General features: G+C 61.3%; 27 protein-coding genes and 1 tRNA gene. 18 read left to right on the forward strand and 10 right to left on the reverse strand.

Annotated elements, in window-relative coordinates:
• Window positions 1-237: 237 nt before the first annotated feature.
• Complete coding sequence (locus QA644_RS03405) at window positions 238-648, reverse strand: hypothetical protein (protein WP_074066941.1); 411 nt, start codon at window positions 646-648, stop codon at window positions 238-240.
• A gap of 269 nt (window positions 649-917) precedes the next feature.
• Between QA644_RS03405 and QA644_RS03410 the strand changes: the two genes are divergently transcribed.
• Window positions 918-994 (forward strand) — tRNA-Pro (locus QA644_RS03410).
• A gap of 137 nt (window positions 995-1,131) precedes the next feature.
• On the opposite strand, the gene cysN is transcribed toward QA644_RS03410, so the two are convergent.
• The 3 genes from cysN to QA644_RS03425 form a co-directional block, all read right to left on the reverse strand.
• Window positions 1,132-2,616 carry a sulfate adenylyltransferase subunit CysN gene (gene cysN / locus QA644_RS03415; RefSeq protein WP_239595117.1) on the reverse strand — a complete coding sequence of 495 codons (1,485 nt, stop codon included), beginning with the start codon at window positions 2,614-2,616 and terminating at the stop codon, window positions 1,132-1,134.
• A 1-nt stretch (window position 2,617) separates the two neighbouring features.
• Complete coding sequence (gene cysD / locus QA644_RS03420; RefSeq protein ID WP_022716380.1) at window positions 2,618-3,571, reverse strand: sulfate adenylyltransferase subunit CysD; 954 nt, start codon at window positions 3,569-3,571, stop codon at window positions 2,618-2,620.
• Between the two features lie 157 nt (window positions 3,572-3,728).
• Window positions 3,729-4,469 (reverse strand): phosphoadenylyl-sulfate reductase, encoded by a 741-nt coding sequence (locus QA644_RS03425; RefSeq protein ID WP_074066964.1) that lies wholly within the window; start codon window positions 4,467-4,469, stop codon window positions 3,729-3,731.
• 423 nt (window positions 4,470-4,892) lie between these two features.
• On the opposite strand from QA644_RS03425, the gene QA644_RS03430 reads away from it, so the two are divergent.
• The 6 genes from QA644_RS03430 to QA644_RS03455 all read left to right on the forward strand — a co-directional run bounded on the left by QA644_RS03430 (window position 4,893) and on the right by QA644_RS03455 (window position 7,182).
• The gene (locus QA644_RS03430; RefSeq protein ID WP_022716377.1) at window positions 4,893-5,339 is read left to right on the forward strand and encodes an Rrf2 family transcriptional regulator; all 447 of its coding nucleotides are present in this window, start codon (window positions 4,893-4,895) and stop codon (window positions 5,337-5,339) included.
• Window positions 5,340-5,478: 139 nt separating this feature from the next.
• Window positions 5,479-5,865: a DUF6152 family protein gene (locus tag QA644_RS03435; protein WP_028739821.1), complete on the forward strand. Its 387-nt coding sequence runs from the start codon at window positions 5,479-5,481 to the stop codon at window positions 5,863-5,865.
• A gap of 4 nt (window positions 5,866-5,869) precedes the next feature.
• Window positions 5,870-6,346, forward strand: coding sequence for a DUF6644 family protein (locus tag QA644_RS03440; RefSeq protein ID WP_074066966.1), 477 nt, complete (start codon window positions 5,870-5,872; stop codon window positions 6,344-6,346).
• A 58-nt stretch (window positions 6,347-6,404) separates the two neighbouring features.
• Window positions 6,405-6,620, forward strand: a complete 216-nt coding sequence (locus QA644_RS03445) for a CopG family transcriptional regulator (RefSeq protein ID WP_194729179.1) — start codon at window positions 6,405-6,407, stop codon at window positions 6,618-6,620.
• Window positions 6,614-6,979, forward strand: a complete 366-nt coding sequence (locus QA644_RS03450; RefSeq protein ID WP_283071085.1) for a type II toxin-antitoxin system VapC family toxin — start codon at window positions 6,614-6,616, stop codon at window positions 6,977-6,979. Before QA644_RS03445 ends, QA644_RS03450 begins: the two co-directional genes overlap by 7 nt.
• Before the next feature lie 59 nt (window positions 6,980-7,038).
• Window positions 7,039-7,182: a type II toxin-antitoxin system RelE/ParE family toxin gene (locus tag QA644_RS03455; protein ID WP_283071086.1), complete on the forward strand. Its 144-nt coding sequence runs from the start codon at window positions 7,039-7,041 to the stop codon at window positions 7,180-7,182.
• A gap of 218 nt (window positions 7,183-7,400) precedes the next feature.
• Here the strand turns inward: QA644_RS03455 and betA are convergent, their stop codons facing one another.
• The 3 genes from betA to betI form a co-directional block, all read right to left on the reverse strand.
• A complete protein-coding gene (gene betA / locus QA644_RS03460; protein WP_239595110.1) occupies window positions 7,401-9,050 on the reverse strand; it encodes a choline dehydrogenase in 1,650 nt (549 codons plus the stop codon).
• 60 nt (window positions 9,051-9,110) lie between these two features.
• On the reverse strand, window positions 9,111-10,574 hold the full coding sequence (gene betB / locus QA644_RS03465) for a betaine-aldehyde dehydrogenase (protein ID WP_283071087.1): 1,464 nt from the start codon (window positions 10,572-10,574) through the stop codon (window positions 9,111-9,113).
• 64 nt (window positions 10,575-10,638) lie between these two features.
• Window positions 10,639-11,223, reverse strand: coding sequence for a transcriptional regulator BetI (gene betI, locus QA644_RS03470; protein ID WP_283071088.1), 585 nt, complete (start codon window positions 11,221-11,223; stop codon window positions 10,639-10,641).
• A gap of 142 nt (window positions 11,224-11,365) precedes the next feature.
• Between betI and QA644_RS03475 the strand changes: the two genes are divergently transcribed.
• From QA644_RS03475 to QA644_RS03495, 5 genes are all read left to right on the forward strand, one after another.
• On the forward strand, window positions 11,366-11,920 hold the full coding sequence (locus QA644_RS03475) for an HdeD family acid-resistance protein (protein ID WP_283071089.1): 555 nt from the start codon (window positions 11,366-11,368) through the stop codon (window positions 11,918-11,920).
• 176 nt (window positions 11,921-12,096) lie between these two features.
• Window positions 12,097-12,339: a type II toxin-antitoxin system ParD family antitoxin gene (locus tag QA644_RS03480; protein WP_022716366.1), complete on the forward strand. Its 243-nt coding sequence runs from the start codon at window positions 12,097-12,099 to the stop codon at window positions 12,337-12,339.
• A 147-nt stretch (window positions 12,340-12,486) separates the two neighbouring features.
• The gene (locus QA644_RS03485; RefSeq protein ID WP_194729183.1) at window positions 12,487-14,292 is read left to right on the forward strand and encodes an EAL domain-containing protein; all 1,806 of its coding nucleotides are present in this window, start codon (window positions 12,487-12,489) and stop codon (window positions 14,290-14,292) included.
• 76 nt (window positions 14,293-14,368) lie between these two features.
• Window positions 14,369-15,367: an NAD(P)H-quinone oxidoreductase gene (locus QA644_RS03490; RefSeq protein WP_239595106.1), complete on the forward strand. Its 999-nt coding sequence runs from the start codon at window positions 14,369-14,371 to the stop codon at window positions 15,365-15,367.
• A 211-nt stretch (window positions 15,368-15,578) separates the two neighbouring features.
• Window positions 15,579-16,301 (forward strand): class I SAM-dependent methyltransferase, encoded by a 723-nt coding sequence (locus QA644_RS03495; RefSeq protein ID WP_237361785.1) that lies wholly within the window; start codon window positions 15,579-15,581, stop codon window positions 16,299-16,301.
• Between the two features lie 50 nt (window positions 16,302-16,351).
• Here the strand turns inward: QA644_RS03495 and QA644_RS03500 are convergent, their stop codons facing one another.
• A complete protein-coding gene (locus QA644_RS03500; protein WP_283071092.1) occupies window positions 16,352-17,773 on the reverse strand; it encodes an MFS transporter in 1,422 nt (473 codons plus the stop codon).
• Between the two features lie 105 nt (window positions 17,774-17,878).
• On the opposite strand from QA644_RS03500, the gene QA644_RS03505 reads away from it, so the two are divergent.
• The 3 genes from QA644_RS03505 (at window position 17,879) to QA644_RS03515 (ending at window position 20,502) form a co-directional block, all read left to right on the forward strand.
• Window positions 17,879-18,499, forward strand: coding sequence for a MarR family transcriptional regulator (locus QA644_RS03505; RefSeq protein ID WP_239595103.1), 621 nt, complete (start codon window positions 17,879-17,881; stop codon window positions 18,497-18,499).
• Between the two features lie 116 nt (window positions 18,500-18,615).
• Window positions 18,616-19,623, forward strand: coding sequence for an asparaginase (locus QA644_RS03510; RefSeq protein WP_283071094.1), 1,008 nt, complete (start codon window positions 18,616-18,618; stop codon window positions 19,621-19,623).
• Between the two features lie 141 nt (window positions 19,624-19,764).
• Window positions 19,765-20,502, forward strand: coding sequence for a hypothetical protein (locus QA644_RS03515; protein WP_283071095.1), 738 nt, complete (start codon window positions 19,765-19,767; stop codon window positions 20,500-20,502).
• Here QA644_RS03515 and QA644_RS03520 read toward each other — a convergent pair.
• On the reverse strand, window positions 20,477-21,232 hold the full coding sequence (locus QA644_RS03520) for a DeoR/GlpR family DNA-binding transcription regulator (protein ID WP_074066979.1): 756 nt from the start codon (window positions 21,230-21,232) through the stop codon (window positions 20,477-20,479). The two genes, QA644_RS03515 and QA644_RS03520, sit on opposite strands and share 26 nt — an antisense overlap.
• A 119-nt stretch (window positions 21,233-21,351) precedes the next feature.
• Between QA644_RS03520 and QA644_RS03525 the strand changes: the two genes are divergently transcribed.
• Together QA644_RS03525 and QA644_RS03530 are read left to right on the forward strand one after the other, a co-directional pair.
• Complete coding sequence (locus QA644_RS03525) at window positions 21,352-21,717, forward strand: DUF4406 domain-containing protein (RefSeq protein ID WP_194729190.1); 366 nt, start codon at window positions 21,352-21,354, stop codon at window positions 21,715-21,717.
• 89 nt (window positions 21,718-21,806) lie between these two features.
• Window positions 21,807-22,427: a glutathione S-transferase family protein gene (locus tag QA644_RS03530; RefSeq protein ID WP_194729191.1), complete on the forward strand. Its 621-nt coding sequence runs from the start codon at window positions 21,807-21,809 to the stop codon at window positions 22,425-22,427.
• Window positions 22,428-22,602: 175 nt separating this feature from the next.
• Here QA644_RS03530 and QA644_RS03535 read toward each other — a convergent pair whose 3' ends face one another.
• Window positions 22,603-22,785 carry a hypothetical protein gene (locus tag QA644_RS03535; RefSeq protein ID WP_074066982.1) on the reverse strand — a complete coding sequence of 61 codons (183 nt, stop codon included), beginning with the start codon at window positions 22,783-22,785 and terminating at the stop codon, window positions 22,603-22,605.
• Window positions 22,786-22,926: 141 nt separating this feature from the next.
• On the opposite strand from QA644_RS03535, the gene QA644_RS03540 reads away from it, so the two are divergent.
• Window positions 22,927-23,823, forward strand: a complete 897-nt coding sequence (locus QA644_RS03540; protein ID WP_283071098.1) for a LysR substrate-binding domain-containing protein — start codon at window positions 22,927-22,929, stop codon at window positions 23,821-23,823.
• Window positions 23,824-23,868 lie beyond the last annotated feature (45 nt).

Here is a 23,868-nt window from a genome sequence, read left to right on the forward strand (position 1 = left end):
TTGGCGCCTGCCTGAACCGCTGCCAGCTTAACCTCGCGACTAAACCGCTGCCCAGGATCGTCCGTCCTCATTAGTTCTCCTAACGGAGAACTGTTACCATGCTTTTGTCTCAAAATCGGGGAGCACTACAGTTTGGACGTTGTTCCAGTCTGCATGTCTCGTCGTCGAAATAGCCAATGAAAGAAAAGGCAACCTGCAGGCTGCCTTCTCCGCACTGATACTGGCCGCGAAACTCGGCTACTGAGCCGTTTCCGGCGCCAGAAACTCCGCACAATAGGACTTGCTGTTTTCGCCCGGGATGTCGCCGACTGTGCGGATGGAGCGGATGGTGTAGCTGGAATCGGCGGTGACTTCGGCCTGGCAGCGGAGATAGAGCGTGCGGGCGGCAGCGATCTGCTTGCCGCGCTTGCCGTTTTCGCCTTCGGCATATTTCGCCGGGACGCGGATCCTCTTGTAGCCGCCCTTCCAAGTATAGACGGTGGCCGAGCCGTTTTCGGTATCTGCGATCGGCGGGCCGTAGGCGGCGAAGAACTTGCCGGCCGACTGGCCGGTCCAGCGTGCGGAAATCGGATCGCCTGCAGAAGGAATGGTCGTGCAGCCGGCAAGCGCAATGGCAAGCCCGACCGCGGCAGTGGTGCGGAGTTTCATCTAATCGTCCCTGAATTTGTCGCGCATTCGACGGCGGGAATCGCTGACTGCCAACGGTTTCCGCTTGTCCCGTGGAGCGCTTTAGCGCGGAACCCGGCAAAAGAAAATTGCCCTGTCTTCGCGATGGCGAAATTTGCCGCGAGTGTGGCTTTTTGTTGCAGTTTTAGGCTGCGCCAGGCCCTGTCACCCCTCTGTCAAAAATGCGCCGGGTTTTGAAATTTGGTGCTTGCGCAATAAGATGGGCCGGTCTATAGAGGCGCCGCTGGTCACGGAGTGTAGCGCAGTCTGGTAGCGCACCACGTTCGGGACGTGGGGGTCGAGTGTTCGAATCACTCCACTCCGACCAGTCGATTTTCCCGAATTTCCCTGATCCCCGGCGAGTATTTGCGCCGCACACTGCGTGCAGCGATCCGTTTGCGCCAGATGCGTAACGCGCGCCTCGACACGGCAAGAAAAAGGGGCCGTCCGGCCCCATCTTCAGTCTCAGATATCGCTTGCGGCGTTTTTCCAGAGTTCCGCCGCTTCCGCTGCGGTCATCCGGTGCACATGCGCCTCGTCGCGGCGGGTTGCGAAGATCTCGCTCGCCATAATCTGCTCGGCGAGGTCGGCGGGAAGCGAGAGGATGACGCGCGCGTCACCGGTGTGAAGTCCGCCGAGTTCCGAGCGCTTGCCGGTCACCATGCCGCCGGCGACCGTATTGTTGGTGTCCGGGTCGATGAGGATGAAGGAGCCGGAGGAGCGGTTCTGCTCATAAGGATCGAAGATCGCCGCTTCATCGAAGGCGAGGCGCACTTTGCCGATGGCATTCATGTAAAGCCGCTCGGCCACGTTCCAGGCGCCGGTCTTCAGCTCCAACTGGCTGAGGGGCTGCACCTGGACCCGCTGGCGGCGGCTGCCGCTCTTCAGCCAGTAGCGCTTACCGGCCTCGATGCCTTCCGGCTGCAGCGCCACGATCTGCGCGTCGAAGGCAAGGCCGACCTGCGGCTGGCTGTCGATCGAGACGATCATGTCGCCGCGCGCGACGTCCACCTGTCGGTCGAGCACGAGGGTGATTGCGTCGCCCGCGACGGCCGCGTTGCGCACGAGGTCGAAGGTGACGATCTTGGAAACATTGGCGACCATGCCCGATGGCAGGATCATGACGCTGTCGCCCGGCTTCACCGAACCGCCGGCAACGGTGCCTTGATAGCCACGGAAGCTTTCGCCGGGACGCGACACGCGCTGCACCGAGAGACGGAAGCCGACGGTCTGCGACGAGCGCACCGTGGCAAGCTCCAGCGTCTCGACCAGCGTCGGTCCCGAGTACCAGGGCATGGCGGCCTGGCCGGAATAGACGACGTTTTCACCCTTCAGCGCCGACATCGGGATCGCGGTGATCTGCTTGACGCCGAGCGACAGGGCAAATTCCTTGAACTCGTGCGTGATCTTCTCGAATCCGGCGCGGTCGTAGCCGGTCAGGTCGATCTTGTTGACGGCAAGCACGAACTGCTTGATGCCGAGCAGCGAGGCGATCGTCGCGTGGCGTCGCGTCTGCTCGAGGATGCCGGCGCGGGCATCGACGAGCAGCACGGCAAGATCGGCGGTCGAAGCGCCGGTTGCCATGTTACGGGTGTACTGTTCGTGGCCGGGCGTGTCGGCGACGATGAAGGCGCGCCTGTCGGTCTGGAAATAGCGATAGGCGACATCGATGGTGATGCCCTGTTCGCGCTCCGCCTGCAGGCCGTCCAGAAGCAGTGCGAAGTCGGGCAGGCCGAGATCGTTTTGCTTGCCGGTGGAATCGCGCTGGAGCGTCGCCGCCTGGTCTTCCTTGACGGCCTTGGTGTCCCAGAGCAACCGGCCGATCAGCGTGGATTTGCCGTCGTCGACGCTGCCGCAGGTGATGAGGCGCAACGGCCGCGTGTCGCGCGTGGCCTTCAGCGGCTCGGCGGCAGGCAAGGCGATGGCGGTTGCAGGTGCTGCTGCAGTCATCTCAGAAATATCCTTCACGCTTCTTCTTTTCCATGGAGCCGGACTGGTCGCGGTCGATGGCGCGGCCCTGGCGCTCGGAAACGGTTGCGATTTCCAGCTCCGCTATGACGTCTTCAAGGGTGGTGGCGGTGGAGCGGATGGCACCCGTCAGCGGGAAATCGCCAAGGGTGCGGAAACGGATCATGCCTTCCTGGCGGACTTCGCCGGGAAGGAGTTCCAACCGCGGGTCTTCCGCAAGGATCATCATGCCGTCGCGCTCAACGTAGGGGCGCTTCTTCGCATAGTAGAGCGGCACCAGCGGAATGTCTTCGGCCTGGATGTAGCGCCAGATATCGACTTCGGTCCAGTTCGACAGCGGGAAGGCGCGCACGCTCTCGCCCTTGCGGATCTGGCCGTTGTAGATGTTCCAGAGCTCGGGCCGCTGGTTGCGCGGATCCCAGCGGTGGTCCGGCGTGCGGAAGGAATAGATGCGTTCCTTGGCGCGGCTTGCCTCCTCGTCGCGGCGCGCGCCGCCGAAGGCTGCGTCGAACTGTCCGGCGTCGAGCGCTTGGCGCAGCCCCTCGGTCTTCATGATGTCGGTGAAGGTCGCGGAGCCGTGGCTGAAGGGTGTGATTCCTTCTGCGGCGCCGCGCGGATTGATGTGCTCGACCAGGTCCAGGTCATACTTCTTCGCGGTCTCGTCGCGAAAGGCGATCATCTCCTGGAATTTCCAGCCGGTGTTCACATGCAGCAGCGGGAAGGGCACGCGGCCCGGATAAAAAGCCTTACGTGCCAGATGCAGCAGCACCGACGAGTCCTTTCCGATCGAATAGAGCATCACCGGACGCTCGAATTCGGCCGCAACCTCGCGGAAGATATGGATGGACTCGTTTTCCAGAGCCTTCAGGTGCGGATCGAGCGGCGGCTTGGCGCTCTGTGGATTGTTGAGTTCCGTATCCGGACGGCTATCGGGCATTTCCTACTCCAGACTTTCGATCATTGGCAAGGAGGCATTTGCCCCTCACCCCAATGCCGCGCTCGGCGGCTCGTTTTCCGTCCCCTCGCCCCGCTTGCGGGGAGAGGGCTAGGGGTGAGGGGCCATGCAGTCCGGCCCGTCAAACTCACCTACCTGGCTATCGTGCTGCAACCGCTGTCGCCTCTTCGCCGACATGCAGGCCGCATTCGCGCTTTTCATCCTGTTCCCACCACCAGCGGCCGGCGCGCTCCGGCTCGCCGGGCTTGATGGCGCGCGTGCACGGCTCGCAGCCGATAGAAGGGTAGCCGCGGGCATGCAGCGGATTAACCGGCACGCTATTGTCGGCGACGTAGGACTTGATTGTCTCGATATCCCAGTCGGCAAGCGGATTGATCTTCAGGAGGTGCCGTTCGGCGTCATATTCCGCAAAAGGCGTTTCCGCGCGGTTGGCGGACTGACCGCGGCGCAGCCCGGTGATCCAGATCGTTGCGCCTGCCAGCGCCCGCGCAAGCGGCTTCAGCTTGCGCACGCCACAACAGGCATGCCTGGCTTCGACGCTCTCGTAAAAGCCGTTCATGCCGTATTTCGCCGCATAGGCGTCGATATCGGCCTGCTCTGGCTCGTAGCGGGTGATGTGGATGTCGTACTGGCTTTCGGTTTCGTCGATCAGCGCCAGCGTCTCGGGGAAGAGGCGGCCGGTCTGCAGCGTTACGACGTCGATCGGTAGGCGATGATTGCCGATTTCGGCGGTGATCACCTGGTCTTCGATACCAAGCGATGTCGTGAAGACGACTCTTACGTCTAGGCCGGCGACAAACGACAGACGTTCGGCCAGGCTCAAGGTCGCAAGTTTCGCATTCAGCGTTTCCGCTTCTTCGATGATATTGACAACAGTCATGGGAAACCCTGTCCTCGATGTTGGCCGGAGTATCGCAGCTTGAGGGCAGATCGCACAGAAAAACGGATTTCGAAAGCGGCGCATACGGGAGCAAATATCTCTCCGAAGCCGCTGCAATGCAGAAAAGCAGCCGCGTCAGGCCAGCAATCTGTCGAGGCTGTTTTAATCTCTATAAAATTAGTAGGGTTACACGCTGCCTGTCAATTCGAAATCTGAAGTGATGTCGAAAAAGATGCAGGAAGCGCAATTCCAGCGTAGAATTCTGTCCGTTGGCCGGGCAAGAAAAACAAGGCCAAAATGCTTGTCTTCCAAGGCTTTCGCGGGCGCGTTCAAATTCCGTTCATGCTGGCTGTGCAATAGGTGATAGGTAAGCTTGTGAAGTGGTGCGGCACGTCGCATCGCTCGTGTGTGTGACGGTCCAAAATGATTACGCAGAAAGCAAAATACGCGCTCCGGGCGCTGACGGTACTGGCGGAAGCCGATGCCGGCGAGCCCGTCATGATTTCGGACATCGCAGCGCAGCAGAAAATTCCGAAGAAGTTCCTCGAGCAGATCCTGCTCGATCTTAAGCATCAGGGCATCGTCGCGAGCCGACGTGGCAAGGCGGGCGGCTATCTGCTGTTGAAGCCCGCCGACATGATCACCTTCGGCGAAATTTTGCGCATCGTCGACGGCCCGATCGCGCCGCTCCCATGCCTTTCGATCACCGCTTATCGCAAGTGCGACGATTGCGACGGCGAGCAGACCTGCAAAATCCGCAGCGTCTTCGCCAAAGTTGCGGATGCAACGCGCAAGGTGCTGTTCTCGACGACGATCGCCGACGCGGTCGCGCCGGCAAAAGGCGCAGAGGTCACCCGCCTTCTCGCCTGACGGGCGGCTTCTTCCCTCTCCATAGGCAGCCGCAGGTTCGCGAAATCATCTCCCTGCTTCAAGATTTGGTGAAAAGCCTTTCAAAGCCGCCGGCATGCGCCAATTCGGACCTGTTCGGAAAAGGGCAGGGAGAACTGAAATGCGTGTCTTATCCACAAAGCAGATCGTCTTGAGCGCGGCCCTCGCGGCAGCTTTCGCGACCGGCGCTGCGGCGCATCACGGCTGGTCATGGGCCGAGGCCGAGCAGATGGAGTTGAGGGGGACGATCCAGAAGATTTCCATGGGCGGCCCGCATCCCGCGCTTGACGTTGCGACCGCCGATGACGGCGTGTGGCGCGTCGAACTCGGCAATCCGCGCCAGACGGAGCGCTCCGGCTTCGTCGAGGGCTCGGCGAAGAACGGCGATCCGATCGTTGCGATCGGAAACCGTTCGCTGGATCGGAATGAAAAGCGCATGAAGGCCGTGCGAATCACGGTCGGCGAGAAGCGCTACGATATCTATCCCGACCGAATCCAGACGAATTGACCGCATGGCGATCGAACTTCTGGAATGGCTTGCCGCAACGCCGCTCGCCGCAGGGTTGCGGCGTTCAGCGCTGCTTTACATGTTCGTCAATGCTTCGCATATCCTGTCTATCGGTTTGCTGCTCGGCGCCATCCTGCCGCTCGATCTCAGGTTGATGGGCTTCTTTCCGTTGGTCCCGCTTTCGGTGGTCGGACCATTCCTGTCGCGCGCAGCGGCGGTCGGTTTGACGGCGGCGATCGTCACAGGCTTCTGCCTCTTCAGCGTCCGGCCGATGGAATATGCCGGAAACCCAGCATTTTTGGCAAAGATCGGATTGCTGGCAGTCGGCGTTGCCAATGCCGCCATCGTGCATGCCAGGGACAGCTGGCGAAAGGCGATTGCCGGAGTGGTCGTTGCAGCGAGCCTGCGCATTGCAGCCATGGTTTCGGCGGCGGTATGGATTACCGCTCTCATCGCCGGGCGGTGGATCGGTTTCATATAGTCTTGATTGCGTGCGTAAAATGATATATGCATATATATATCAAATATAAAGGAGCGTTATGCGTATCCTGGTCGATATCGTCGAATCCGAGTTGAAGGCGCTGGATAAGATGGCGAAGAGCGAGAAGGTTTCCCGCGCCTCGCTCATCCGCAAAGCTGTCAACGATTTTCTGGATCGTCATGATCGGACAAAAGAGGCAGAAGCTTTCGGGCTCTGGGGTAATAGAAAGATCGATGGGCTCGAATACCAGGATAAAGTTCGAAGCGAATGGTGAAAGCGCTCTTCGATACGAACATCCTTATCGACTACCTCAACGCCATACCGGAAGCCCGCGACGAGCTTGACCGCTATGGACGCCGTGCCATCAGCGTCGTCACTTGGATGGAGGTGTTGATTGGCGCTGATCCCGACGTCGAAGCAGCGACGCGAAGCTTCTTGAATAACTTCCAGATCATCGCGGTTGATAATGTGATAGCGGAAGGCGCTGTTCGCTTAAGACAGCACCACCGGATCAAATTGCCGGACGCGATAATCTGGTCGACCGCCGATGCGCATGCGTCGCTCCTGGTGACGCGCAACACCAAGGACTTTCCGGCGGATAATCCTGGAATCCGCGTCCCATATCTGCGTTGATTTGAGGACGTCAAAAAAAGACGGATAAATTGCATCGCAATTGCAACGCATGCGGTCCCATGAAACCGCGTCCCTTCCGTCGCTTCGCTTCGAACCGGTCGTTCCATCGGCTCTGCCGCTACGTCGTCCTGTTCGAGATAGAGGGCGATCACGCCGTGACGGTGCTCGCCGTGCGCCACCAACGCAAGGAAGACGATCACTGAACTTGTGCGAAGGCCGAGGTTGCGGATGCCCACGCTGAAGTTGTTGCGTTCGATCATGAAAATAGCCGAGCGCGCGGTGCATCTGGCAGCTTCATCACATGAAACTGCCAGGTGCCACCATCGGGGCAACTGCGGATATCCAGTCGATTGATATCGGCAATAGGCGCGAACAACATCCCACGAGACTGCTGGGCATTCGTGTGCCCTACCAGCTCTGATTACCGGTCGCTCAGTGCCCAGCGCGGATTGACCCAGGGCTCCTGGTTCGAGCGGGGCAGCGGCTGCTTGCCGAGGATATGGTCCGCCGCCTTCTCGCCGGTCATGATCGAGGGGCCGTTGAGGTTGCCGTAGGTGATGTGTGGGAAGATCGACGAGTCGGCAACGCGCAGGCCGTCGACCCCAATGACGCGCGTCTCCGGGTCGATCACCGCCATCGGGTCGTTCTTAGCGCCCAACTTACAGGTGCCGCAGGGGTGGTAGGCGCTTTCCAGATGCTCGCGCAGGAAGCCGTCGATCTCGTCGTCCGTCTGCACCTTCTCGCCCGGCTGGATTTCCGACCCGCGATAGGCGTCGAAAGCCTGCTGGCCGAAGATCTCGCGGGTGAGGCGCACACAGTGGCGGAATTTCTCCCAGTCATCCGGGTGACTCATATAGTTGAAGCGGATGATGGGGTCGGCCTTCGGATCGGGCGAGCGCAGGGTGACGGATCCGCGCGACTTCGAGAGATTGTAGCCGACATGCACCTGAAAGCCGTGGCTCTTGGCCGCCGCCTTGCCGTCATAGCTGATCGCCACCGGCAGGAAGTGATACTGGATGTCCGGCTGCTTGATGCCGGCTGCCGAGCGCAGGAAGGCGCAGGCTTCGAACTGGTTGGAGGTGCCGAGGCCGGATCTCGTGAACATCCATTGCGCGCCCGCCACGCCCTGCCAGAACCATGGCAGCCAGGAATAGAGCGAAACCGGCTTGGTGCTGACCTGCTGGAAATAGAATTCCATATGGTCCTGCAGGTTGGCGCCGACGCCTGGCCGGTCGGCCTTCACCTCGATGCCGTGCTCCTGCAAATGAGCGCCAGGGCCGATACCGGAAAGCATCAAGAGCTTCGGCGAGTTGAAGGATGAGGCGGAAACAATCACCTCGCGGTTCGCCTTGATGATTTCGACCTTGCCCCGGCGCTCGATCTCGACGCCGGTCGCGCGGCCGTTCTCGATAACGATTCTGCGCGCCAGGCCGTAGGCGATGTCGACATTTGGCCGCCTCAGCGCCGGCTTCAGATAGGCGCTCGCCGCAGACCAGCGACGGCCGCGGAAGATGGTCTGCTCCATCAGCCCGAAGCCTTCCTGCTTCGAGCCGTTGTAGTCGTCCGTCGCCTCGAAACCCGCCTGCTTGCCGGCTTCGATGAATGCATGGAACAGCGGATTGCGAAAGCCGCCGCGTTGCACATGCAGCGGGCCGTCGGTGCCGCGCCAGCCTTCCTCGCCGCCGTGCGAATGCTCCATGCGCTTGAAGTAGGGCAGCACGTCCGCATAGGCCCAGCCGTTGGCGCCGAGCTCTTCCCAACGGTTGTAGTCCTCGGCATGGCCGCGCACATAGACCATGCCGTTGATCGAGGAGGATCCGCCGATCACCTTGCCGCGCGGCGCGGTGATGCGCCGGCCGTTGAGGTTCGGTTCGGGTTCGGAGAGGTAGCCCCAGTTGTAGCGCCTCATGCTCATCGGCCAAGCAAGGGCTGCCGGCATCTGGATGAACGGCCCGAAGTCGCTGCCGCCCGCCTCGATGACGATCACGCTGTTTCTGCCGTCTTCCGAGAGACGATAGGCGAGGGCCGACCCTGCCGAGCCGGAGCCTACGATGACGAAGTCTGCTTGCATGATGTACACTCAGTATGTGTTGGCCTTCCCCTCCCCACAAGCGGGAGGGCTTGGCTCTTCTCAATAAGGCGCCGCTACCGGCCTCATGCCCACGTAAACCGTTTTCAACTCCGAATAATGCTCCAGCGCCGCAAGCGAGTTCTCCCGCCCGAAACCGGATTGCTTCGAGCCGCCGAAGGGAATTTCGACCGGGCAGAGATTGTAGGTGTTGATCCAGAGCGTGCCCGCCTCGAGCTGGTCGGCGACGCGGTGGGCGCGCGTCAGATCGGCGGTGAAGACGCCACCCGAAAGGCCGAATTCGGTGGCGTTCGCACGTCCGATGACTTCGGCTTCGTCGTCGAAATCGAGCACGCACATCACCGGCCCGAAGATCTCCTCGCGGGCAATGGTCATGCCGTCGGTCACGTCGGCAAACACGGTCGGCTGGACGTAATAGCCTTCGCCGGAAACATTGTTCGGAATGCCGCCGCCGGTGACGAGTGTCGCACCCTCGGCCTTGCCCTTGTCGATGTAGCTCAAGACCTTCTGTCGCTGGTCGAAGGAAACCATCGGGCCGAGCTGCGTCGCCTCGTCCATCGGGTCGCCGATCAGGATCGCCTCGGTGCGGGCCTTCAGCCGCTTCAGGAACTCGCCCTTGATCTTCCGCTGCACAAAGACGCGGGTGCCGTTCGAGCAGACCTGGCCCGTCGAATAGAAGTTGCCGAGCATGGCGCCGCCGATTGCGCTGTCGACATCGGCATCGTCGAAGACGATCAGCGGCGACTTGCCGCCGAGCTCCATCGTCACATGTTTGAGCTGGCCTGCCGCGGAGGCGGCGACCTTACGGCCGGTCGGCACCGAGCCGGTGAGCGACACCTTTGCCACGTCCTTATGGTTGACGAGCAGCGGGCCGGTGTCGCGGTCTCCCTGGATCACATTGTAAAGGCCCTTCGGCAGGCCTGCTTCGTGCAGGATTTCGGCAATCTTCAGCGCGCCGAGCGGCGTGTTTTCCGAGGGCTTGAAGACCATCGCATTGCCGGCGATCAGCGCCGGCGCCCCTTTCCAGCAGGCGATCTGCTGCGGATAGTTCCAGGCACCGATGCCGACGCAGACGCCGAGCGGCACGCGCTTCGTATAGGCGAAATCGCCGCCGAGCGGGATATAGGAGCCGTTGAGGCCGGCTGCCGCGATGCCGCCGAAGAACTCGAAGCTGTCGGCGCCCGACGTCGGATCCGCGACGATCGTTTCCTGGATCGGCTTGCCGGTATCGAGCGTTTCGAGCTCGGAAAGCTCGCGATTGCGCTCGCGCATGATCTCGGCGGCGCGCTTCAGGATGCGGCCGCGGGCCGTCGGGCTCATCGCCGCCCATTCCGGCTGTGCGCGCTTGGCAGCCGCGATCGCTTTCTCGACGATGGCAGGCGTTGCCGCATGCAGCCGCGCGATCACTTCGCCGGTTGCCGGATAAATGCTTTCGATGACGCTGCCCGCTTCGTCCTCGACATATTCGCCGTCAATGAAGTGCGACGCTTTCGGCTGGGCTTTCATAATTCAATCCTTTGCTTTGTCCGACAGGGCAAAAATAAGGCTCCTCATTCCTGTGCGGTTGGCCTCATTCGATCCCCCTTAATTGCATCGTCACATAATCCTCCGTCAGCCCGATCGAAGCCTCGATGTTGATCGGCGCCGATTTCAGACTTTGGCGGATATAGAGCCCGTCGATCATCGCAGCAGCGCCTTCGGCGATGCGTCCTGCGGCATCCGGCGGGCAAAGCTTCTTGAGGTTGGCCAGCAGGTTCGAACGCAGCCGGCGGGCATAGATGACGAGGAAATGGCGCGTCTCTTCCGAGCGCTGCGCCTCGGCATAGAAGGCGAGCCATGCGGCGATCGTTTTCGGCGCGAACTGATCGGCCTGGAAGCTGACGCGGATGACGGCAGAGAGCTTTTCGCGTGGTGTCCGGGCAGCCTTCAGCGCCGTCACCGTGTCGTCACGCAACTGCCTGAGCAGCGAACGGACCGTCTCGATCAGCAGTTGCTCCTTGCTGCCGAAATAGTGGTGCGCAAGGGCAGGAGACACGCCGGCCTGGCGGGCGATATCGGACATGGTGACGCTCAGCGTGCCGTGATCCGCGATTACGCGCAGCGCAGCGTCGACGAGCGCCTTTCGGCGTAGAGGTTCCATTCCGATTTTCGGCATGAGGGCAAGCTCCGACAGTTCAGCACATATTATTGTTGATTGACTGATCAATCAACAATAATCTTTTGACGGAGTTTGAGAAGCCTCAACCCTTTCCGGCCCGCGATTCTGCAGCATATCAACACCTATCAGGAGGTGTGTCATGGCTAACGTCTTCGATGGAGCGCCGTCCTCGTCCCTGCAGTCGAAATGGATATGGTTCGTGGGTCTCGGCGTGCTGCTATTGATCTGCGGCCTGATCGCGGTCGGAAATCTGCTTCTCGCCACCGTGGTGTCGGTCTATTCCGTGGGAATGCTGATGGTCTTCGGGGGGATCGTCTATCTCATCCACGCCTTTCAGGTGCGCGGCTGGGAGCACATCCTTTTCTGGGCGCTGAGCGGTGTACTTTACGTCCTCGCAGGCATATGCGCTTTCATCAATCCGATCCTTACCTCCGCTGCTCTGACGCTCTTTCTCGCCGTCGCTCTGCTTGTCGCCGGCGTCTTCCGTGTCTTTATCGGCCGCCGCATGAAGCCGCTCAAGGGCTGGGGCTGGATTGTTGTAAGCGGCGCGGTCACCGCGCTCGCAGGCTTTATCATCGCGCTCGGCTGGCCGGTGAACAGTCTCTGGGTCCTCGGTCTTTTCCTCGCGGTCGATCTTATTCTGCAGGGATGGACGATGATTGCGTTCGGCATCGGCCTTCGAAGCGTGCAATGAGGCTGTCCACAGGCTGTGCTCACGGAATGTTTCTTTTTTGACAAGCATGTGAGGCGGGACTAAAATTCAGATACCAAGGCGCCGGCAGACGACATTGCCGGAACAGATGTCATGAGTGGTCATGCATCCCGCGTAGGGCAGGTTCTGTCCCATAGAAAAACGAAGGGAGGAAGTTCATGCCAATGGTCACAGTTTCCATATCACCGGTCCAGGCAGCAGGCATTCGCGATGCCGTCGATCATGGCGGCTATGCATCGAGCAGCGAGGTTGTCCGTGAGGCGCTGCGCCTCTGGGATGCCGCCCGCAAGCTCGCAGAATATCGCAATGACGTTCTAAATGACGAAGACCGCGCGAGTGGAGGCCGCTGCGTTGCAGATATGTTTGCCGATCACGAAGCGGAGCGCCGCCGATCCGCCTGATAGGGTCGAGACCTAAGCCATTGATCGGAATGCTGAAACATTCCAGTCCGCAACTTTCACAAAAGTTTCACATTGGCGAAAGGGTTCGTTGATGCTTTTTCACCATCTTCGCTGCGGAAAAGAAGACTTCGCAGTGGAGAATTTGGCATGTCTTTGGCTGCCGCCGTCGAACCGGGCGTATTACGCCGTTATGCCAGCGATCAGATCGTGACGCTCGCGAAACTCGTCATCGAAAATGCTTTCCAGCCAATTGTCGAAGCAGGGACGGGCACGGTCTTCGGCTACGAGTCCCTGATGCGCGGGCAGGAACGCCTCGGCTTCGATTCCCCTGTTGAAATCCTCGATGAGGCGCATCGCGCCGCCCAGCTGCTGCAGCTGGAGCAGATGGTCGCCAGCCGCGCGCTCGCCAAGTTCGCGACGCTCGGCAATTATTCGACCTCGACGCTTTTCCTCAATCTCGACGTCCGGCTGATCCCGCACGGCGACCGCCTGGTTGAAACCCTCCTCCAGCACCTGAAGGCCGCCAACATCCCGCCGTCCTCGGTCTGCTTCGAATTCTCCGAGCGTTTCGACAATACCAGCGTGCCGGAATTCGAGGCGTTGGTTTCCAAGCTCCGCAAGACCGGCTTCAAGCTGGCAATCGACGACTTCGGCGTCGGTCACGGCGAAATGAAGCTCCTTTGCGACTATGCCGTCGATTACCTCAAGATCGACCGTCACTTCGTCGCCGACATCGACCGCAAGCCGCGCAAGCGCCACCTGTTGAAGAATATCGTCAACATCGCCCATGTGCTCGGCACCCGGGTGATCGCGGAAGGCATCGAAACCGAAGCGGAATTCCTCGCTTGCCGCGAATATGGCGTCGATCTCGTCCAAGGCTGGTTCATTGCCCGGCCGACGCCGCATACCTCCGAGCTCGTGTCCTCGTTTCCGCATCTGCAGGATCTCGGCAAGAGCAAGCACAACACGCAATCGCTCGATGAAATCCTTATTCGCAAACAGATTGAAGTGCTGCCGACGGTCTATGAGAACGACAGCATCGACACGGTCTTCGAGCTCTTTCGCCGCAATCCGCGCCAGGCGTTCTTCCCGGTGTTGAATGCCAATGGCGAGCCGCGCGGCATCATCCATGAGCACCATATCAAGGAATATATCTACCAGCCCTTCGGCCGCGATCTCCTGAAGAATAAGGTCTATGGCCGCACGATTTCACACTTCGTCGAAATGGCACCGATCGTAGGTCTTGATTCCGACGCCGAGCGGTTGATGACGATCTTCGCCAATATGGAAGGCAGCAACTGCCTGATCCTTACGGACAACATGCGCTATGCCGGCGTCGTCTCCGCCGCCTCGCTCATCAAGGTCATCAACGAAAAGCAGCTGAAGACCGCACAGGACCAGAACCCGCTGACCGGCCTGCCGGGCAACCGCGCCATCCGCGATTTCATGCGCCAGGCCGGTCGCGACGGCGACGAGGTACGGCATTTCTGCTATTGCGACTTCGATAACTTCAAGCCTTTCAACGATGCTTATGGTTTTCATCTCGGCGACCACGCGATCTCGCTCTTCGCCGCGCTGATGCGCCGTTACTTCTTCGCCGAGCGTCATTTCCTCGGCCATGTCGGGGGCGACGACTTCTTCATCGGCGTCATCGGATGGACGAAGGAGGAACTGACCGAGATTCTTGACCGGCTCATCAGCGATTTCCACGAAGACGTCCGCGATCTCTATTCCGACGAGGACCGCGCTGCCGGGCGCATTCGCGGTCATGACCGTGCCGGTGCGGAAGCGCTTTTCCCGCTGATGCGCTGCTCGATCGGTGTCCTTGAACTGCCGGAAGGCTTGGTGATCGACGACATTAATCGTGTCAGCGCCGAAATAGCGCACATCAAGGCCGAAGCGAAGGAAAGCGCCGACGGGCTGATCTTCCATCCGCTGGGCGAGGCGAATTGACGCCTTTGCCACTTCTCTCCTTCCCAAGCACCGGGCGCTGAATTATCTCCTGGGCTTTCGGAAAGAGGAGACCGTCATGCCCTTGCCAGCGAACATGCGTTTCGTCGACCTGCCGAGCTTCGGCGCGCCGGAAGTCATGAGGATCGCGACCGGACCTGTTCCGGTGCCCGGCGAGGGGCAGATACTCGTTCGCATGCAGGCGATCGGCATCAACCGTCCGGATGTGGCGCAGCGCCAGGGAACATACCCGCCGCCGAAGGATGCAAGCCCCATTCTCGGGCTCGAGCTTTCCGGTGAAGTGGCCGCGATCGGTCCGGGCGTTGCCGGATACTCGGTCGGCGACAAGGTCTGCGGCCTCGCCAATGGCGGTGCCTATGCCGAATATTGCTTGCTGCCCGTTGGCCAGGTTTTGCCGTTCCCGAAGGGCTACGATGCGGTGAAATCCGCAGCCCTGCCGGAGACCTTCTTCACCGTCTGGGCGAACCTCTTCCAGATGGCCGGCCTGACGGAGGGTGAAAGCGTTCTCATCCACGGCGGCTCCAGCGGCATCGGCACCACGGCGATCCAGCTCGCCCGCGCCTTTGGCGCCGAGGTCTATGCGACCGCAGGCTCGGCGGAGAAATGCGAGGCCTGCGAAAAGCTCGGCGCGAAACGGGCGATCAACTACAAGAGTGAGGATTTCGCCGAAGTCATCAAGGCCGAGACCGGTGGCGATGGCGTCGATGTCGTACTTGACATGATCGGCGCTGCCTATTTCGAAAAGAATATCGCATCGCTCGCCAGGGACGGCTGCCTGTCGATCATCGCCTTGCTGGGCGGCGCGGTCGCTGAAAGGGTCAACCTCGCGCCGATCATGGCCAAGCGCCTCACCGTCACCGGCTCGACGATGCGCCCGCGCACTGCAGAAGAAAAGCGCGCCATCCGCGACGACCTTTTCTCCCAGGTCTGGCCGCTTCTCGAAGCCGGCAAGGTCGCCCCCGTCATCCACAGGACCTTTGCCTTCGAGGATGTCGTCGAAGCGCACAGGCTGATGGAAACGAGCAGCCATATCGGCAAGATCACGCTGACCGTTTGAGGTCAGCTTCGGACCAGCATCGGTGCACAAGGTAAAACTGATCCTGGCCGTAAGTGAGTCTCCGGGGTCGCTGAACTGTCGTCTGAGCGAAACCCGGCCCCGAACTGCGCATCTTGATGTGGCGTTGATTGCGCGTCGTACGGTCCCCACGAGGAATGCAATGGCTCTATTCCACTCTTGCCCCATCTGCCGCAGCAGGATTCCGCATTTCGTGCCGCTTCCGCGGTATTATATCGACAAGGCGACCGAACATGGCTTTCCTTATGGGGTCGATGAATTCGAAACGATCAATCATCAGGCCTATAGTTGCCCCAACTGTCACTCGAGCGACCGCGACAGGCTCTATGCCCTGTTCCTGACGCCTGTGTTTCAGCGCCTCAACCAGGCGCAGCCGTTCCGGTTTCTGGATATCGCCCCAGGCCGCTCTTTGAGCTTCTGGCTGAAAAGCCATCCGCACATCTTCTATCGCAGCTGCGACATGTATATGCCGGAGGCGGACGACAAGGCGGACATTCACAATCTGCCTTATGCGGACGAGACTTTCGATTTCGTTCTATGCTCGCACGTGCTCGAACACGTCGACGATCCGGTGCGCGCCACCTCAGAAATACGGCGTGTTCTCAAGCAGAACAGCATTGCCATCCTGATGGCGCCGATCTGCCTGTCGATCCAGGACAACTATGAAAATCCCGAAGTGACGACGCCTGAGGGGCGCTGGCAGCATTTCGGCCAGGATGACCATGTACGCATCTTCTCGAAGCCGGGATTCGTCGATGTGATCCGGCGGTCAGGCCTTGCGGTGCAGGAGGTTCCGGTCAGTGAGTTCCTGACGCCCGAAGTCTGCGACACCTACGGCATCGGCCTCCGCTCCGTTCTTTATCTCGGCGTGAAGCAGCAGGCTGTCCAGCAAGAGCCGGAGCGCAGCGTCGCCTGAGATCGCGCGAAGCTCTCAGTCATGGAAGAGGCGCCCCGAGGCGCCTCTTTTCAATTTCGGCCTTCTCTCAGCGTCAGTGCCGCCGCAATCGTGACGATGCCGGGGAGCGCCATGGCGGCGTAGAGCCAGTGGGCCGCCGAGATGCTGCCGGCAATCCCGCCCGGTGTGACGAGCCCGGTGCTGTTGGCAATGACGCCTGCGACCGCCGCGCCGAAAGCGCCGCCGAGCGACTGCACGGTGGAGATCGCTGCCGATGCCTTGTCCTGCTCGGCACTGCTGACAAGGCGCAGCACCTTTGTCACCAGATGCGCCCATCCAAGGCCGACGCCGAAACCCATCATCAGCATTGCGACAGCCGCCGGTCCGAGAATTGCAAGGCTCGCCATCTGGTTGTCTCGGGCGAGAAAGATCGCCAGGAAAACGGTCGCCAGCGCTTCGATGATACAGCCGGCGACGATCGCGTTGCTCGCGCGCCTGCCGGTCAGAGAGCCGCTGAAGAAGGCGGCGATCGTCCATCCGAGCGCGACAAGGGCGGTCAGATAGCCGGAAATCAGCGGCGTCACGCCATGCAGGGCCTGCAGGAAATAGGGAATATAGATGTCGCTGACGAGGATGAACAGCAGCGCGAACATGATGAGGTAGACGCGCGCAACCGGCTTTGCGAGCATGACCGCGCCGGTCGGCAGAAGCCGGTTGTTGCCTCGACGTTCCGTCACCAGCATCAGTGAGATCGAGAGGACGGAAACGGCAATCAGCGCAGCCTTCGTGACCATATGCTCGACGGTGCCCGCGATGCTGACGAACAGCACGGCGACAAGCAGCAGGCAGATCTGCAAGGCCGGCGTCTTGCCGTGGGCGCGGTCGTCCGTCGCTTTCGGTAGCAGCCATGGCGCAAGAACGGCCATCAGCAGACCGAGCGGCACGATGATGATGAAGGCGTATCGCCACGCACTCCCTTGCGAAAACAGGCCGCCTGCACTCGGCCCGAGTAGGGTCGCAACACCCCAGATCGCGGCATAGAGCGTGGAGGCTTTTGGCCAGAGCGGCTCCGGATAGGCGAAGCGGACGAAAGCATAGGCGAGCGCGGCAAGGATGCCGGCGCCGAAACCCTGAACGGCGCGCCCGGCGAGCACTACTTCCATGACAGGTGCGGCGGCGCAGATGAGGCTGCCTGTTGCGAATATCAGGGCGCCGCAGACATAGGCGCCGCGCAAGCCCATACCGCGCGGCCGCATGGCGACGAAGATCGAGCCGAGCACGGCGGCGGCAACGAAGAGCGTCGTCACCCAGGCAAGGAGCGGCAAGCCGCCGATATCGCGGACGATCGAGGGGGCGACTGTGGCGGTGATATAGCTTTCGATTGCATAGAGCGTCACTCCGCCGCCGAGCATCAGCGTGGCGGGCAGCAGGGACGACGTGAAAAGCTGGAAGACGGATGACTGCGGCGCAGCGGCCTGATCGGCACTGGTCATGATAATTACCTTGATGTTTTCGCTAGCGGATCATTATTTTCCAAGTTATAAATTGGAAAATTACATGCCTGTGTCATTAAAGCAAGTAACGACTTGGAAAAATAAATGCGTCAATCGCCTGCCAACCGCATTCTGCTTCTGCTAAAGACCGAAGGGCCGCAGCGCGCAGCGTCGATCGGCGATGTGCTGGGCATTACGTCTGAAGCGGCGCGCCAGCACCTGACGAAGCTTGCCGAGGACGGTCTTGTCGAGCCGCTTACCGAGCCGGGTTCGGGCCGAGGACGGCCAGGCCAGCTCTGGCATCTGACCCTGGCCGGTAACCAGACCTTTCCGGACGGCCACGCGGAATTGACCGCGACCCTTCTGAGCACCATGGTCAAGACGCTCGGCAGGGATGCCCTGGATACCATCATCTCGGCACGCGAGGCAGAAACCGTGAAGCGCTATCGCGAGGAGGTCTCGGCTTCCGATCTCGCTCTGCGCATCCGCCAGCTGACAGCGATCCGGACGCGCGAAGGTTACATGGCCGATAGCTGGATGGAAGAGGACGGCACGTTTATGCTTGTCGAAAACCACTGCGCCATCTGTGCGGCGGCCCGGGCCTGCGCCGGCTTCTGCCGTTCCGAGCTCGAGACCTTCCGCAATGTGCTTGGCGCCAATGTCGAGCGGTCCGAGCACATTCTCCTCGGCGCCCGCCGCTGCGCCTACCGGATCAGTCCTCTTTAGGCTTTCGGGACGAAACGGGAATGCAATTGCGCCGCAGCGCGGCCAAAAGGCGTTGCTTTATCGGCGCAACGCGCTATGGCTTTGCTCTCCCCAAAAACCGATCCGGATTCCTGCCCATGTCCAATCCCGTCACTGTCGAAGTCACTCGCGGCTCGCTCGTCGAAAGCTGCCATCGCGGCACGGTCGTTGCCGTCGACGGCGATGGCAAGGTCGTCTTCGGGCTTGGCGATATCGATGCCGGCGTTTTCCCGCGGTCTTCCTGCAAGGCTATGCAGGCGCTGCCGCTGGTCGAAAGTGGTGCGGCCGATGCCTATGGCTTCGGCAACAAGGAACTGGCGCTCGCTTGTTCTTCACATAACGGCGAGGACGAGCATGTGGCGCTTGCCGCCTCCATGCTGGCGCGCGCTGGAGGGAGCGTCGAAACGCTGGAATGCGGTGTCCACTGGTCATCGGACCGCAAGACTCTGATCCACCAGGCGCGCACGATCACAGCGCCGACGGCGCTCCACAACAATTGTTCCGGCAAGCATGCAGGCTTCGTCTGCGCCTGCTGCCATCAGGATATTGATCCGAAGGGCTATGCCGGCTACGACCACCCGCTGCAGCAAGAGATACGCGGTACGATGGAGAGCCTCAGCGGCGCCCTGCTCGGCCGCGACAATTGCGGCACCGACGGCTGCTCGATCCCGACCTATGCCGTGCCGCTCCGCGGCCTCGCGCATGGCTTTGCCAAGATGGCGACCGGCAATGGCCTTGAACCGCTGCGCGCCAAGGCCTCCCGCCGCCTATTCGACGCCTGCATGGCGGAGCCCTTCTATGTCGCGGGTACGGGCCGCGCCTGCACCGAGCTGATGCAGATCGCGCCGGGCAGGATTTTCGCCAAGACCGGCGCCGAGGGCGTCTTCTGCGCCGCAATTCCCGAAGAAGGGATCTCGATTGCCGTAAAGTGCGAGGACGGGACCACTCGCGCCGCCGAGGCCATGGTGGCGGCAGCGCTCGCCCGGTTCTTCGAAAGGGGCAGCGAGGTTCACGCGAAGCTGATTTCGATGGGCGTCAAGCCGATGCACAATTGGAACGGCATCCATGTCGGCGACATTCGCGTCACGGCTGCGCTTCTCGCATAGGCCGTGCCGTTACGGCACAGGCTGTTTCGGATAATCAGCAATTCCTAATATGCGTTAAACCAAATCCTGCGAGAGGAGATGCGCGGCGGCGCATTTGTCCTACTATGGTGCGCCGTTCAACCCGTGCCGCGAGGGCAGGATATGTTTGCAGGCCGCTATCTCTGGTGGATGCTGATCGCCGTCGCGATCTTCCTGTTCTTTTCCATGTGCTTCGATTACGTGACCTGGGCGATCGTCGCCATGTCCGGCTGCGCCGAGATCGCCGGTTCCTGCGGGCCGATCGTGCTTGCCATGTCCGGCGCGATGAAGCCTTCGGGTGTCGGGCTTGCGGGGGCAATCATGGTGATCTGCACATTCGCCCGTTTGCGTTACCTGTCGGTCAACTGGCTCTGGGGGCCTGTCGCGCTTGTCTGGTTTTCGGCGTCGGCGGCCTTCCCGGGGGTTCTCGCGGGCGGCTGGACGGGCCAGTTGCGGCCGGAAATGGTCGTCGAAAGCCTGCCGGTGGCCTTCCTCTTCGTCACGGTGTTCTGCGGTTATCTCTTCATCGCCTTCGAAGAGGGGAGGATGGTTCCCTTTGGCCAACGGGCCTGGCTGCGGGCCGTCATCTGGATTGCCGCGTGCTACGGCGTGCTTGCGGCAATCGTGGAAACGCCAGGCTTCGGTGCCCTCCCGGCGCGCATGCTCGGCATGCCGTGGATCGCCTCAACGATCGCGGCATTCCAGCCGCTTTTGGCGGCAATCTTCGATCTCGGAACCGGCAGCATGATGCCGGCCTATGCTATGCTGGCGGTCTTCGTGGCGGCTCTCTCCGCAAGCCTACTGCCGCAGGACATCGCGCGGCTCGCCGCGCCCTTCATGCTTCGAGGATCGCGGCATTGAGCGCCCGGTAGGGCGCAAGCCGCTCTTCCGGCACTCCCGCCGAAACGATCAGTCCGGCAACATCGGCAATGCCGAGCACAGCGCAGGGCGAAACGAGATCGAATTTCTCCTCGGTCAGCAGGACATATGTTTCGGCCGCGCAACGGGCGATATGGCGCTTGATCGCCGCCTCCTCGAAATCGCCCGTGGAGAGCCCGTGCACGGGATGGGCGGCGGTGACGCCGAGGAAGAAGATATCGGGTCTGAGCTGCGAGATCGCCGCCATGGCCGCAGCGCCGGTTGCCACCATCGAGTGCTTGTAGAGCCGCCCGCCTGTAAGAATGATGTCGGCGGTCGGGTGATGCTCCAGTTCCGTGGCGATCGTCGGGCTATGCGTTGCGACGGTAAAGGCGATGTCGCGTGGCAGATACCGGGCGATCTCCGCCGTCGTCGTCCCGCCGTCGAGAAAGATCATCTGCCCCGCTTTCACCATTTGCACCGCCCTGGCGCCGAGCCGCTGCTTGGCATCGGACGAAACGCTCCGCCGCGCCGAGAAATTTGGCAGGTCGGGCGCAATCGGCATCGCGCCGCCATGCACCCGCTTCAAGAGCCCGTCAGCCGCCATCTCCCGCAGGTCGCGCCGGATCGTGTCTTCCGACAGCGCTAAATCTTCGGCGACGCGCTTGGCGATGACCTGGCCGTCACGGCGCAGGATGTCGAGGATCAGGGATTTGCGTTGTGTTGTCAGCATCACTCTGCACGAAATTCAACGAATTTTCACGATAATGCCTGAAATGACTCGACATGCAAGCAATTTCACGCATTATCGTGAAATCCCGTGCATGGGGCCGGGAGTGATGGAGTTTGACGATGTTGATCTTGATTGCAGGGCCGTACAGGTCCGGAACCGGCGATGATCCGGGAAAAATGACGGCCAACCTGAAGCGACTGGAGGAACCGGCTTACGCGCTCTTCAAGGCAGGCCATGTGCCGATGATCGGCGAATGGGTGGCCTTGCCGGTCTGGAATGCAGCCGGAGGCAAGTCGATCGGCGATGATCTCTACGAGGAAATCTTCCACCCCGTCGCCCACCGGCTTTTGGAGCTTTGCGAGGGCGTGCTGCGGCTGCCGGGGGACTCCAAAGGTGCCGACAACGACGTCCGCATCGCGCGCGAGCGCGGCATTCCGGTCTGGTACAAGCTGGAAGAGGTGCCGGGCTGCGCGAGAGCCGCGTGATGGCGCTGGGGCCGGCAACGGCCCCGATTTCCGCCATGGGCAGGGTGTGACGGCTGCGCTATATAAAACCCCGAAAGGGAGTCTCGACCATGCTGACATTTTATTTCGCGCCAAGCACCTGTGCGCTGGCAAGTCTCATCGCGCTGGAGGAATCCGGCCTTGCCTATGAAGCAAGGATGATCAGCTTCAAGGACAACGAGCAGCGCTCGCCGGAATATCTGAAGATCAACCCGAAGGGCCGCGTCCCCGCCCTCGTCACCGATCGCGGCATAGTCACCGAAACGCCGGCGATCCTCGCCTATATCGCGCAGACCGCCCCGGCGGCCAGGCTCGCGCCCCTCGACGACTCCTTCGAGTTTGCCCGCCTGCAGGCCTTCAACAGCTACCTCTGCTCGACCGTGCATGTGAACCATGCACACAAGCGCCGCGGGCCCCGCTGGGCCGACGATCCCGCCGCGCACGAAGCCATGCAGGCCAAGGTGCCGCAGACCATGACGGAGAGTTTCGAACTCATCGAGGAGACGATGCTCGCCGGCCCCTGGGTCATGGGCGAGCAGTATTCCGTCGCCGATCCCTATCTCTTCACGATGACCGGCTGGCTGCGCGGCGACGGCGTCGACCCGATGCGTTTCGCCAAGGCCACCGCCCATTACGCCCGGATGATGGATCGCCCGGCGGTGCAGCGGGCGCTGACGATTGAAAAGGGATGAGGGCGCCCCTTACTCCCTCCTTCATCATGTCGGTCGGCGAGAGGAAATGGGGGTGGCTCATGCGGGCAACCCTCGCCGTGGCTGTGTTGCCGTCACAAGGACAGGAATGAGGTGCAAGGAGGGCCGGCGGCATCCAATCCATTGCCGTTGTTTGCGCAAAAGACCCCAGCAGCAATCATGCACATTTCGAAAGCGGCCGCGTCTCATATCGCGTTGGCTTCGGCGCCGGATAGTTTAAAGGCAGATCGGCCATTTGCCGCAGCGACATTGCGGCGATCTCCGGATGCGACAGCGGATCGTCGGCCTCAGGAGCCTTCGCGTCGGATGCCTTACTCAAGAAAAACTTCAGCAATGACATAGCATGCCTCGCTTTCTCTGGTTCGCAAATGCACAGTGTGCGGCGAGAATACCTCGCCGTTACAGGTGCTCCGCCTCAATATCGGAGCCATGAGGAACCTTTTCAATTGAGATTATCAGCGACGCGCTATAGAAAATATATATGCGGAATCTCAACTCGGTGCATTTGAACGGGCTGCGCGCGCTGGAGGCCGTCGGGCGTCTCGGTTCGCTGCAGCTTGCCGCGGAGGAACTCGGGGTCTCGATCGGTGCCGTCAGCCAGCAGGTTATCAAGACCGAAGCGCAGCTCGATCAGCTGATTTTCGAGCGCACGTCGAAGGGCATGGTGGTGACGCAAGCGGGCGCGCCGGTGCTTGCCGCTCTGACGGAGGGCTTCAACCGTATGTCGCAGGCCGTCTCGATCGCGCAGCGCCGGGACGACGCGACGCTGACGATCTCCGTGGCACCCGTCTTCGCCGCCCGCTGGTTGGTGTGGCGGCTCGATCGTTTCGCCGCGCGTTTTCCGGATATCAAACTGCGCATCGATGCGACGACATGTCTCGTCAATCTGTCGACATCCGACGTCGATATCGGCATCCGCGTCGGTGCCGGGCAGTGGCCCGGCGTCACGGCCGAATTGCTTGTGGAGCAGGAAGTATTCCCGGTCTGTGCACCGCAGATGGCGCGCGATCTGAAGGAGCCCGCGGATGTCCGGAAGCTGCCTGCCGTCATCGATGGCCGCGCCATGTTCGGCTGGGAGGTCTGGATGCAGGAGGCGGGCCTCTCAGGTTCGGCGCCGGCGACGCGCCACGTCTTCAACGACGCCTCGCTCTGCCTCGATGCGGCCATCGCCGGGCAGGGCGTCATGCTCGCCTGGCAGACGCTGGCAGACTATTCGCTGCAGGCCGGCCAGCTCGCCGTCCCCTTCGGCATCCGCGCGAAAACCGGTTTCGGCCATTATTTCGTGACAGCCGAAGGCGCGCGCGAGCCGAAGAAGGTGCGGGACTTCAAGGCCTGGATCCGCGAGGAGATGGCCGGAACGGTGAAGCTTTTTTCTTGAGGGCGTGACTGACAGCGGGCTGCGCTTGGCTGGCATTGGCATTGT

The organism is Rhizobium sp. CC1099 (assembly GCF_029714385.1).
Lineage (GTDB): Bacteria > Pseudomonadota > Alphaproteobacteria > Rhizobiales > Rhizobiaceae > Rhizobium.

Excerpts from the sequence above, each read along its gene's own strand:
- QA644_RS03525 (WP_194729190.1), top strand. The coding sequence starts at position 21,352 with ATGTTGATCTTGATTGCAGGGCCGTACAGGTCCGGAACCGGCGATGAT.
- betI (WP_283071088.1), bottom strand. The coding sequence starts at position 11,223 with ATGCCGAAAATCGGAATGGAACCTCTACGCCGAAAGGCGCTCGTCGAC.
- QA644_RS03425 (WP_074066964.1), bottom strand. The coding sequence starts at position 4,469 with ATGACTGTTGTCAATATCATCGAAGAAGCGGAAACGCTGAATGCGAAA.
- betA (WP_239595110.1), bottom strand. The coding sequence starts at position 9,050 with ATGCAAGCAGACTTCGTCATCGTAGGCTCCGGCTCGGCAGGGTCGGCC.
- betB (WP_283071087.1), bottom strand. The coding sequence starts at position 10,574 with ATGAAAGCCCAGCCGAAAGCGTCGCACTTCATTGACGGCGAATATGTC.
- QA644_RS03515 (WP_283071095.1), top strand. The coding sequence starts at position 19,765 with ATGTTTGCAGGCCGCTATCTCTGGTGGATGCTGATCGCCGTCGCGATC.
- QA644_RS03430 (WP_022716377.1), top strand. The coding sequence starts at position 4,893 with ATGATTACGCAGAAAGCAAAATACGCGCTCCGGGCGCTGACGGTACTG.
- QA644_RS03500 (WP_283071092.1), bottom strand. The coding sequence starts at position 17,773 with ATGACCAGTGCCGATCAGGCCGCTGCGCCGCAGTCATCCGTCTTCCAG.
- QA644_RS03505 (WP_239595103.1), top strand. The coding sequence starts at position 17,879 with ATGCGTCAATCGCCTGCCAACCGCATTCTGCTTCTGCTAAAGACCGAA.
- QA644_RS03455 (WP_283071086.1), top strand. The coding sequence starts at position 7,039 with ATGAAACCGCGTCCCTTCCGTCGCTTCGCTTCGAACCGGTCGTTCCAT.
- QA644_RS03405 (WP_074066941.1), bottom strand. The coding sequence starts at position 648 with ATGAAACTCCGCACCACTGCCGCGGTCGGGCTTGCCATTGCGCTTGCC.
- cysN (WP_239595117.1), bottom strand. The coding sequence starts at position 2,616 with ATGACTGCAGCAGCACCTGCAACCGCCATCGCCTTGCCTGCCGCCGAG.
- QA644_RS03530 (WP_194729191.1), top strand. The coding sequence starts at position 21,807 with ATGCTGACATTTTATTTCGCGCCAAGCACCTGTGCGCTGGCAAGTCTC.
- QA644_RS03445 (WP_194729179.1), top strand. The coding sequence starts at position 6,405 with ATGCGTATCCTGGTCGATATCGTCGAATCCGAGTTGAAGGCGCTGGAT.
- QA644_RS03440 (WP_074066966.1), top strand. The coding sequence starts at position 5,870 with ATGGCGATCGAACTTCTGGAATGGCTTGCCGCAACGCCGCTCGCCGCA.
- QA644_RS03485 (WP_194729183.1), top strand. The coding sequence starts at position 12,487 with ATGTCTTTGGCTGCCGCCGTCGAACCGGGCGTATTACGCCGTTATGCC.
- QA644_RS03540 (WP_283071098.1), top strand. The coding sequence starts at position 22,927 with ATGCGGAATCTCAACTCGGTGCATTTGAACGGGCTGCGCGCGCTGGAG.
- QA644_RS03475 (WP_283071089.1), top strand. The coding sequence starts at position 11,366 with ATGGCTAACGTCTTCGATGGAGCGCCGTCCTCGTCCCTGCAGTCGAAA.
- QA644_RS03520 (WP_074066979.1), bottom strand. The coding sequence starts at position 21,232 with ATGCTGACAACACAACGCAAATCCCTGATCCTCGACATCCTGCGCCGT.
- QA644_RS03435 (WP_028739821.1), top strand. The coding sequence starts at position 5,479 with ATGCGTGTCTTATCCACAAAGCAGATCGTCTTGAGCGCGGCCCTCGCG.
- QA644_RS03510 (WP_283071094.1), top strand. The coding sequence starts at position 18,616 with ATGTCCAATCCCGTCACTGTCGAAGTCACTCGCGGCTCGCTCGTCGAA.
- QA644_RS03480 (WP_022716366.1), top strand. The coding sequence starts at position 12,097 with ATGCCAATGGTCACAGTTTCCATATCACCGGTCCAGGCAGCAGGCATT.
- QA644_RS03490 (WP_239595106.1), top strand. The coding sequence starts at position 14,369 with ATGCCCTTGCCAGCGAACATGCGTTTCGTCGACCTGCCGAGCTTCGGC.
- cysD (WP_022716380.1), bottom strand. The coding sequence starts at position 3,571 with ATGCCCGATAGCCGTCCGGATACGGAACTCAACAATCCACAGAGCGCC.
- QA644_RS03450 (WP_283071085.1), top strand. The coding sequence starts at position 6,614 with ATGGTGAAAGCGCTCTTCGATACGAACATCCTTATCGACTACCTCAAC.
- QA644_RS03535 (WP_074066982.1), bottom strand. The coding sequence starts at position 22,785 with ATGTCATTGCTGAAGTTTTTCTTGAGTAAGGCATCCGACGCGAAGGCT.